The sequence below is a fragment of the Vibrio sp. 10N.247.310.17 genome (assembly GCF_041466605.1).
Taxonomy (GTDB): domain Bacteria; phylum Pseudomonadota; class Gammaproteobacteria; order Enterobacterales; family Vibrionaceae; genus Vibrio; species Vibrio tasmaniensis_A.
Genome location: NZ_JBFSTC010000058.1, coordinates 25,244 through 33,709 on the forward strand (window position 1 = coordinate 25,244; position 8,466 = coordinate 33,709).

The 8,466-nt window shown below is 44.3% G+C and carries 10 protein-coding genes; 9 read left to right on the forward strand and 1 reads right to left on the reverse strand.

Translation table 11 applies throughout. The features are described 5' to 3' along the window. Window positions 1–56: 56 nt before the first annotated feature. The 5 genes from AB6D80_RS15760 (at window position 57) to AB6D80_RS15780 (ending at window position 4,699) form a co-directional block, all read left to right on the forward strand. Window positions 57–398 carry a metalloregulator ArsR/SmtB family transcription factor gene (locus AB6D80_RS15760; RefSeq protein WP_009848223.1) on the forward strand — a complete coding sequence of 114 codons (342 nt, stop codon included), beginning with the start codon at window positions 57–59 and terminating at the stop codon, window positions 396–398. A 101-nt stretch (window positions 399–499) separates the two neighbouring features. Continuing rightward, window positions 500–1,501, forward strand: a complete 1,002-nt coding sequence (locus AB6D80_RS15765; RefSeq protein WP_372189010.1) for an ArsJ-associated glyceraldehyde-3-phosphate dehydrogenase — start codon at window positions 500–502, stop codon at window positions 1,499–1,501. A 187-nt stretch (window positions 1,502–1,688) separates the two neighbouring features. Then, entirely contained in the window at window positions 1,689–2,180 is a 492-nt protein-coding gene (locus AB6D80_RS15770; protein ID WP_371703351.1) for a cyclin-dependent kinase inhibitor 3 family protein, read from the forward strand. 101 nt (window positions 2,181–2,281) lie between these two features. Further along, entirely contained in the window at window positions 2,282–3,502 is a 1,221-nt protein-coding gene (gene arsJ, locus AB6D80_RS15775) for an organoarsenical effux MFS transporter ArsJ (RefSeq protein ID WP_371703349.1), read from the forward strand. A 183-nt stretch (window positions 3,503–3,685) separates the two neighbouring features. Further along, window positions 3,686–4,699, forward strand: coding sequence for an acyltransferase (locus AB6D80_RS15780; RefSeq protein ID WP_017097108.1), 1,014 nt, complete (start codon window positions 3,686–3,688; stop codon window positions 4,697–4,699). Between the two features lie 60 nt (window positions 4,700–4,759). On the opposite strand, the gene AB6D80_RS15785 is transcribed toward AB6D80_RS15780, so the two are convergent. After that, window positions 4,760–5,089 carry a DUF2500 domain-containing protein gene (locus AB6D80_RS15785; RefSeq protein ID WP_009848228.1) on the reverse strand — a complete coding sequence of 110 codons (330 nt, stop codon included), beginning with the start codon at window positions 5,087–5,089 and terminating at the stop codon, window positions 4,760–4,762. 244 nt (window positions 5,090–5,333) lie between these two features. Between AB6D80_RS15785 and AB6D80_RS15790 the strand changes: the two genes are divergently transcribed. The 4 genes from AB6D80_RS15790 to AB6D80_RS15805 all read left to right on the forward strand — a co-directional run bounded on the left by AB6D80_RS15790 (window position 5,334) and on the right by AB6D80_RS15805 (window position 8,375). After that, window positions 5,334–5,708 (forward strand): hypothetical protein, encoded by a 375-nt coding sequence (locus AB6D80_RS15790; protein ID WP_009848229.1) that lies wholly within the window; start codon window positions 5,334–5,336, stop codon window positions 5,706–5,708. 929 nt (window positions 5,709–6,637) lie between these two features. Beyond that, window positions 6,638–7,258: a lysoplasmalogenase gene (locus AB6D80_RS15795; protein ID WP_029223157.1), complete on the forward strand. Its 621-nt coding sequence runs from the start codon at window positions 6,638–6,640 to the stop codon at window positions 7,256–7,258. A gap of 90 nt (window positions 7,259–7,348) precedes the next feature. Further along, the gene (locus tag AB6D80_RS15800; protein ID WP_371703347.1) at window positions 7,349–7,585 is read left to right on the forward strand and encodes a YecH family metal-binding protein; all 237 of its coding nucleotides are present in this window, start codon (window positions 7,349–7,351) and stop codon (window positions 7,583–7,585) included. Window positions 7,586–7,790: 205 nt separating this feature from the next. Next, the gene (locus tag AB6D80_RS15805) at window positions 7,791–8,375 is read left to right on the forward strand and encodes a YhgN family NAAT transporter (RefSeq protein ID WP_009848232.1); all 585 of its coding nucleotides are present in this window, start codon (window positions 7,791–7,793) and stop codon (window positions 8,373–8,375) included. Window positions 8,376–8,466: the final 91 nt, after the last annotated feature.

Below are 8,466 nucleotides of genomic sequence, written 5' to 3' on the forward strand. Positions count from 1 at the left end.
GACGTGCGTTTTTTTATAACTAATATGTATGCATATCCATATATGAGTATGTAGTTATGCTTCCTCACCAATTTTTTAAATTACTGTCTGATGAAACGCGAGTGCGTTGCTTAATGTTGATTGTGCGCCAAGAGTGCCTATCTGTTGGTGAGTTGACTCAGGCATTACAAGAAAGTCAGCCAAAGATTTCCCGCCATCTTGCGCAGTTGCGTTCAAACGGAATTTTAACTGACGTTCGCCAAGGGCAGTGGGTGTTCTACCGTCTGTCACAAGATTTACCGGGTTGGATGCTAAAGTTAATTGATGACCTTATAGCATCGAACTGTTTGAAAACTGAATACCAACAGGATATTGAGCGCCTAGAAGCCATGACTTCACGCCCTCAATGTTGCGTTTAAATACATTTAAATTTATTGCCAAAATCGTTGAGATTGCAGCTAGGCATAGTCAACAACACTGCGGCTTCAAATATGAAGGCAATTAACTGAGAGAAAAGAGTATGACAGTCAAAGTAGGTATTAATGGTTTTGGCCGTATCGGCCGTCTAGCACTTCGCGCAGCATTCGATTGGGCTGAGCTAGAGTTTGTTCAAATTAACGATGTAGCAGGCGATACAGCAACACTGGCGCACCTTCTTGAGTTCGATTCGGTTCAAGGTCGCTGGAACCACGAAGTCACGGTTGAAGGCGATGAGATGATCATCAACGGCCAACGCATTAGAACTATGCAAGAGCGCGATATCGATGCAATCGACTGGTCTGGTTGCGATGTTGTCCTTGAAGCGACGGGTGTTCACCGTAAGACATCTTTCCTAAACAAATACCTTGAGCAAGGTGTGAAGCGTGTTGTGGTATCGGCACCAGTAAAGGAAGAAGGCATTGCAAACATCGTAGTTGGTGTGAATGACGCTATCTTCGATCCAGCGGTACATAAGATTGTGACTGCTGCATCTTGTACTACTAACTGTCTTGCGCCTGTTGTGAAGGTGATTAACGAGAAGTTAGGCATCGAGAACGCAGCCTTTACCACTATTCACGATCTAACTAACACGCAAACTATTCTTGATGCGCCCCATAAAGACTTACGCCGTGCACGTGCATGTGGCATGAGCCTTATCCCAACAACAACGGGTAGCGCTAAGGCGATTGTTGAGATCTTCCCAGAGCTTGAAAACCGCATCAACGGCCACGCAGTTCGTGTACCGCTAGCTAACGCCTCTCTGACCGACATCATCTTCGAAGTGAAGCAAGACACCACTGCTGAAGAAGTCAACGCGATGCTGAAAGAAGCGTCTGAGAATGAACTGAAAGGCATTCTTGGCTTTGAAGAGCGTCCCCTGGTTTCTATCGATTACAAAGGCGACCAACGCTCAACTATCGTAGATGCGCTATCAACCATGCTAGTTGGTAAGCGCATGGTTAAGATCTACGCTTGGTACGACAACGAGATGGGCTACGCAACACGTACGGCAGAGCTAGTACGTACAGTTGGCCTAGCTTAATACTCTTCATACTTGAAGCTGCAAGCGTTGTTAACTGCGTAAGTTCACCGGAGCGCCGGCCGCCCTAATCACATAGAACCCCTATGCTCATAGGGCTGAACTTCATTCCTTTGTAGGAAAAAGGTTGCCTAGCTGCAACTCCAATTATTTTGAGTATTGGTTCTATAAGAATTAAAGAGAAGACACAATGACACATCCAACATGGCAACTAGATCTAGAAACTGGTGCGTTAGTGCTTACTCCGTGCCCAGGCACTAAAGACGCTGACCTAGATGCATCGTTAACGCAACTGAAAGCACAAGGCGTTGAAGCTATCGTGACAGCACTTGATGACCATGAGCTTGCAAGCAAAGACGTTGCGGCACTTGGTGAGAAGACACGTGCGCTAGGCATGCAATGGTTCCAAATAGAAATCGAAGACGATTGTGCACCGGGTACCGATTTTGCTGCGAAATGGCAGGCGGCGAGCCCTGCGCTACACCAAGTCGTGGATAACGGCGGCAAGGTAGCAATGCACTGCATGGGCGGCTCTGGCCGGACTGGCTTGCTGGCTGCACACCTGCTGTTAGAGAAGAGTTGGGATCTGAGTAAGATTGTTCAAGAAGTACAATCACTGCGTCCGGGCGCGTTTACTAAGTCAATTCAGGTTGACTATATTCAAGGTGTTGCTGCTCAGTAACATCTCACTCAGCAGTTACAAGAGCTTTTGGAACATCATGATCCAAAAGCTCTATCTACTCTTCTTACTTCGCTTTTCTCCGTTTTTATAGGTGTGATGTTATGTTCGCAAACCTAAGCAAAAGCGTTCGCCAATACATGTTGGTGACCTTCAACTACTGGAACTTCACCATTACTGATGGTGCACTTCGCATGCTGGTGGTTCTGTATTTTTACGACCTTGGTTACAGTTCGTTAGAAATCGCCTCACTGTTCCTTTTCTATGAATTCTTTGGTGTGGTGACTAACCTAATCGGTGGTTGGTTAGGGGCGCGTCTTGGCCTCAATAAGACCATGAATATCGGCTTAGGGATGCAAGTTGTCGCTTTGGGCATGCTCGCGGTGCCAACCGCAATGTTGACCATTCCTTGGGTAATGGCGGCGCAGGCCTTGTCTGGTATCGCTAAAGATCTCAATAAGATGAGTGCTAAAAGCTCGATTAAAACCTTAGTCCCAGATGAGCAGCAAGGTGCGCTTTATAAGTGGATTGCGATTCTAACCGGATCTAAGAATGCACTGAAAGGTGCCGGGTTCTTTATCGGTGGCTTACTGCTTTCGACGATTGGTTTCCAATACGCAGTGCTCGCGATGGCTGCTGTGCTGACCTTGGTCTTCATTGGCAGTTTAGTGAGCTTAGAAGCAGACATGGGCAAAGCGAAAACCAAACCGAAGTTTAAACAAATCTTCTCTAAGTCTGAATCCATCAATATCTTGTCGGCTGCGCGTATGTTCCTGTTTGGTGCTCGTGATGTGTGGTTTGTGATTGCTTTGCCGATTTATCTAGGCAGTGTGTTTGGTTGGGACCACTCATGGGTGGGTGGCTTCTTAGCGGCTTGGACCATCGCATACGGTTTTGTGCAGGGCATTGCACCTAAGATTACTGGTAAAGCACAAGGCAAGGTGCCTGATGGACATGCAGCGCTACTGTGGGCGGGTGCATTGGCTATTGTGACTGCCGGTATTGCCTATGCGGTGCAAATTGGCTGGCAACCCGAGTTCGTTATTGTCGGTGGATTGATGGTATTTGGTGCCATCTTTGCGGTGAACTCATCACTTCACTCATACCTGATTGTGAGTTACGCGAAAGGCGATGGGGTTTCTCTTGATGTTGGTTTCTACTACATGGCAAACGCGATGGGTCGCTTGATTGGCACGATATTGTCGGGCTTGGTATTCCAGATGGCCGGTTTGTCTGCGTGTCTGTGGGTATCCTTCGCATTCTTAGCGATAACGACGGTGATCTCTCTGCGTTTACCTAAAGTGCCGCAAATCTCAGCGGCATAAGCTTCAGCCGCATGAGCCTCATTTGTAAGAGTGAAAGTCGCATTGCTTAGGTCGGGTAACCTAGAGTCGAATAAGTTAAATTCGCGATAAGTATCTTCTTTAACACTAAGCTGACTTGGTATTTATTCCGGTCAGCTTTTTTATTGCTATAGTAGAATGATTGAATATTAATCAGGCATTTACATGAAGCAGCGAATTCTCTTTTTTGATTTAGCACGATGTGTCGCGGCCATAGCTGTTATCGCGATTCATGTTTTGGCGCCTTATCGTAATGAATTAAGCACCATTCCTTTCGGTGAGTGGCTGACTGCCATTACGGTGAATGGTTTCAGCCGCTGGGCAGTGCCTGTGTTCATCTTGATTTCTGGTGCATTGATGCTGAGTGATCAGCGCCCGTTTGACGCCAAATACTACCTCAAGCGCCGTCTGGGTAAGGTACTGATCCCATTCATTGTTTGGTCGCTTTTCTATACCTACCTATCAGGTTGGTCGCTAATGGGTTTTGATGCGGACGTCAGTTGGGAGGTTTTGCTCAATAGTTATCATCACTACACGTACTATCACCTTGGTTTCTTCTATTACTTCATCCCACTCTACTTTGTGATTCCTTTTTTACAGATCATGGTCAGAAAGTACGGTGATAGATCTGTCTATGCCTTTACGGCGGTATGGTTGTTCACAACGTTATTGTTCTTATTGAAAATCGATGGCCCTTGGAGTCACGAGTTGTGGTTGTACACCGGGTACTTACCGTTGGGTTACCTGCTGTATAAGATGGTTCCACTTAACAAGATGACTGTCGGCGTGAGTGTGTTACTTGGTGGATTAGCGTTACTGACCACGGTTTATATGGTGGTTGATGCAAGTTTGGTCGCAGAAGAATACACGGTAGGGCGTTGGTTATCTTACAAGACGTTGAACACCGTATTAGCGGCGAGCATGGTGTTCATGGTGTGCCGTTACTATGGTGAAGGCTTGTCTGAGAAGAGCAATCAAGTGGTTGGTTTTATCAGTAAACACAGCTTAGGTATTTATCTGCTGCACCCGATTTTCTTATGGCCAATGAAAGAGTTCGGTTGGTACCAAGGACACCCTGCTTGGGTTATTCCATTATGGATCGTGATCAGCGGAGCTGGCGCGTTATGGATGAGCTGGTTGGTCTCTAAGTCAGAGAAAACACGTTGGCTATTGCCTTAGCGGTGGGTGCTAAGGCTTTCTGATGGATTGCTTAGAAGATACAGTTGAAGTACCTAATGTTTAGCGCTTCAATGCAAAGTGTAAGAACTTATCGCCTTGGTAGGTTAAGGTACCTTTGTCGCCAGGGTTCAGGGCGTGGAAGTAGTGGATGCCGACTTGGAACTCTCGTTTTGGACCAACCACACCACGTTGAACGTAAATCCAATACTCTTGATCTTCTTGGCCAGGTTCTGCATCAGGAAGGTCGATGGATTGTTTGTCCAACACAGTGACGTTCACTTTCTTTTCTGGCGCATTTTCACCTTGTGAGTGCTTTCGATAGAAACCAAGAAATACCCAAGCCGCTAGACCTGCGAGTGCAAAGATGGCAAAAAAGAGTGAATTAGGCATGTAACCTCCATGTAGTCGTGATGGTTATTCTAATCTTTCAAGCAATAGGGATATGTGTTTCAAGCCGTTATTCGTGAACTGTTGTAAGCCAAGCTGATTATTTTTCGGCAGACATCACATTTAGAGGCCAGTTTGGGATAAAGCATTGTTATTTATTGTCTCTTTCTCTCGTAAATAACAGTGATTTTGTATAAGAATAGGGAAATGCTCGACTAGAATTATAGTGTGGAGTGGGAGGGCTAATATGACCGATATTGAAAAAGTGGTGACAAGAACTCGTAATATAGAGAAATTATTGAGGCTTCAATATCATGCCGAAGGCGAAGGATTGCATGAGCTTGTGTCAAGCTGTGAAGAAAGGCTACCGCACGATACGGTGAGTAAGCTGCGTTATATCGCAACGTGTCGTAATAAGGTAGTCAATGAGCATGAGGCTAAGTTGGAAGACCAGCATAAGTTCATCATGATGTGTAACGACTGTGAGAAGGAGTTGACTCCACGTAGTGGTCGTTTTATTTGGCGAGTTGCAATCTTACTGATGATGGCAATGACTTTAGCTGCCGCTGGTTTCTATTATGCGAACTGGGATGTGTTAACACTGCATCTGTTTTCGAAGTGAAAAAATTGAACAAAAAAAGGGACGCTAATGGCGTCCCTTTTTTTATCTGTAACTTGCTTAGTACATCATCGGTAGTGTCATTAGACCTACAACTACCGCGATCATTACAAGTCCTTGTCTTTGCGAAGATGAAATCATAACACTACTCCTAAATTTGGTTGTCTCTCGCTATGTTTTAAAGAATAGCACTACTTATAGCTTTAGATCAAGAATTACTTTCGAAGCCTTTAAAAGTGATAGAAAACTATTGGGTTTTCTATCACTTTTGCTATGTTTTACTGTGTATTTTGGGGTGCTATTATTTTGTTCGTTATGATTTTTTTTTGTTCTCATTTGGTTTAAGTGATTGTTTTGTAATGGTCATTTTGTGTAATTTATATTGTTAAAGGTTGTTAAACTGTATTAATAGGGCTTGGTGGTGTCTAGGTTTGTTTAATTAAGATTTATAGGTTTTAGGTTTGATTTTTGTGATGGTTTTTTGACAGGAAGCTTAGCGAAACCTGACAAAGTGGTTTTTATAAAGGTAATTTACGCACTTTGTAAGTCTAGGTTTGTATAGTGTTGGAAAGTTCTATGTAAGTCTGTTTTTTTGATTTTAACTGTTTGTTTTTAATGTGTTTGTGTATTTGATTTTGAACTTTTAGTTATGTGGTATTTGCAATGTATAGCGATATATTGTGGCGTTGGCATGATAGAAGTCATTGGAATTTAAGTTTGGGTTCTCTAGCGTCAATTTATATGAGCTTTCCGAACAATGAGTCTATTTTAAAAGGAATAATCACTATCGCTGCGGGTATTGTGACGACTTCAATCTAAAGATGCTCTTTTTAGTGGAAGCGTAATCAAGATCCAATTTTGAAGGGCTGAGGCTTTACATCAACACCCGTGTGCCTAGACTGGCGACGATTAAAAGCAATAGGGCAAATGATATGTGGAGTTGGTTGGCGGTTTCCTTGTCTGGTATTGGAGCAATAACAGGAACGAAACATGGGCATATCGGTCAGGCTTTATTGTATAAGGTCTTTACGTTTGTATTATTGGCGACTATTGCTCTAACTCAATCTGTTGTCGTTGATTTTACCTATTGGGTAGTCGCTGGGTTAGCGATATCCGCGATCGCAGATGTGCTTCATACTGTTACTCAAAAACGTCTTCTGCATTTTGTGTGTTTCCTGTTGGCTCAACTTTGTTACAGCAAAGCATTTTGGTTACAGCTATCAGGAGAAATGGTCTGGTGGTTGTTCGCGCTGCTGTTAGCTGCATGTATCGTTGCTTTCTTCCTATTACTCCCTCGCTTAGACAAACTCGTTTTTCCAGTGGTTATCATGGGTATTGTGCTCATTCAGCTTGCTTGGGCCTCTGGTGAAGTCTGGTTACTTGAGCCTCAGCTATCACATGCTGTTGGTTTTGTTGGTTGCTGCGTGCTGCTGCTTTCCGCATTGGCGTACGCCCTAAATTTCTATCGCAGCCCAATTAAGGGCGCTTATTTTTGGGTAACGGGCAGTTACTTTCTTGCACACGCTCTCATCGTTGCTTCCCTCACCATTTAGGGTCGAGCTAGCTTAACTCTGAGCTACATCAAGGCAGCTCAGATGAAAGTAGGTACTCTACGTCTACTTCATTAAACATGAGATAGACTTATGACTACCGAAATTCATGCACACAACGTTTTAAACTTACTGAGTGAAAAGCCACTGACTCGTGAAGAGTTGACGAAAGAGCTCGCTCAAACCTATGGCGCTGAAGCTCGCTTTCATACGTGTAAGCTGAACGGTCTGGATTTAGATGGATTGCTGAAATTTTTCCTGAAAATGGAAAAGGTCGTGATCATTGATGACAAGCTTTGCACTAATCGCGAACGTGTTTGTAATCACTGATTTTGAATGACCATCAGTTCTTGTCGCCAGTGAACTGTGATTAGCGAGTGGATGCGATATTCTTGGCTCCACTCCGACCATTTCTCCCTCGTTTGGCTCTCATAAATACCCTTCCAATAACGTAAATTCCTAAGTTTGTTACTGTGTTCGAAAATCAATCTTGAGGCTGCTATACTCCGCGCACTTACGCTTTCGAGACAAACTTATGGAAATTTTATCTGCAGCGACCATGCTGTTTCTTATTATGGATCCGCTTGGCAACTTACCAATCGTGCTTTCTATCCTTAAGCATATTGATCCGAAGCGTCGCCGTATTGTTCTTGTTCGTGAACTAATGTTTGCGCTGATTATCCTGCTGCTGTTCTTGTTTGCTGGTCAAAGCATCATGAACTTCCTGCATGTGCAGCCTGAAACCTTGAGTATATCTGGCGGTATTATTCTGTTTATCATCGCGATTAAGATGATTTTCCCAAGTGCGGGTAGTATTACTGGCCTCGCGGCGGGTGAAGAACCGTTTATTGTGCCGATGGCGATCCCTATGATTGCTGGCCCTTCAGTGATTGCGGCATTGATTCTTTTGTCGACCCAGCATCCTGACAACATGTTAGAGCTTTCAGGCGCAGTGATGCTGGCTTGGGGCGCGACTTTCTTTATTCTGATGTTTAATGGCTTCTTCCTACGAGTACTAGGTGAGAGAGGCCTTAAAGCCATCGAACGCTTGATGGGCTTGTTGTTGGTTATGCTGTCGACGCAAATGTTCCTAGATGGTGTAAAGGGCTACATGGGCTAACATCAGTATCATCGCTGAATAAAAAAACGCCGCTCAAATGAGCCAACACCTATCATTTAAGGTGTTTAGATCGCACAGTGTAGCGAGTCTT

What these genes read in the sequence shown, in the direction of transcription:
- AB6D80_RS15760 (WP_009848223.1), top strand. Translation starts at nt 57, where the DNA reads ATGCTTCCTCACCAATTTTTTAAATTACTGTCTGATGAAACGCGAGTG.
- AB6D80_RS15765 (WP_372189010.1), top strand. Translation starts at nt 500, where the DNA reads ATGACAGTCAAAGTAGGTATTAATGGTTTTGGCCGTATCGGCCGTCTA.
- AB6D80_RS15770 (WP_371703351.1), top strand. Translation starts at nt 1,689, where the DNA reads ATGACACATCCAACATGGCAACTAGATCTAGAAACTGGTGCGTTAGTG.
- arsJ (WP_371703349.1), top strand. Translation starts at nt 2,282, where the DNA reads ATGTTCGCAAACCTAAGCAAAAGCGTTCGCCAATACATGTTGGTGACC.
- AB6D80_RS15780 (WP_017097108.1), top strand. Translation starts at nt 3,686, where the DNA reads ATGAAGCAGCGAATTCTCTTTTTTGATTTAGCACGATGTGTCGCGGCC.
- AB6D80_RS15785 (WP_009848228.1), bottom strand. Translation starts at nt 5,089, where the DNA reads ATGCCTAATTCACTCTTTTTTGCCATCTTTGCACTCGCAGGTCTAGCG.
- AB6D80_RS15790 (WP_009848229.1), top strand. Translation starts at nt 5,334, where the DNA reads ATGACCGATATTGAAAAAGTGGTGACAAGAACTCGTAATATAGAGAAA.
- AB6D80_RS15795 (WP_029223157.1), top strand. Translation starts at nt 6,638, where the DNA reads ATGTGGAGTTGGTTGGCGGTTTCCTTGTCTGGTATTGGAGCAATAACA.
- AB6D80_RS15800 (WP_371703347.1), top strand. Translation starts at nt 7,349, where the DNA reads ATGACTACCGAAATTCATGCACACAACGTTTTAAACTTACTGAGTGAA.
- AB6D80_RS15805 (WP_009848232.1), top strand. Translation starts at nt 7,791, where the DNA reads ATGGAAATTTTATCTGCAGCGACCATGCTGTTTCTTATTATGGATCCG.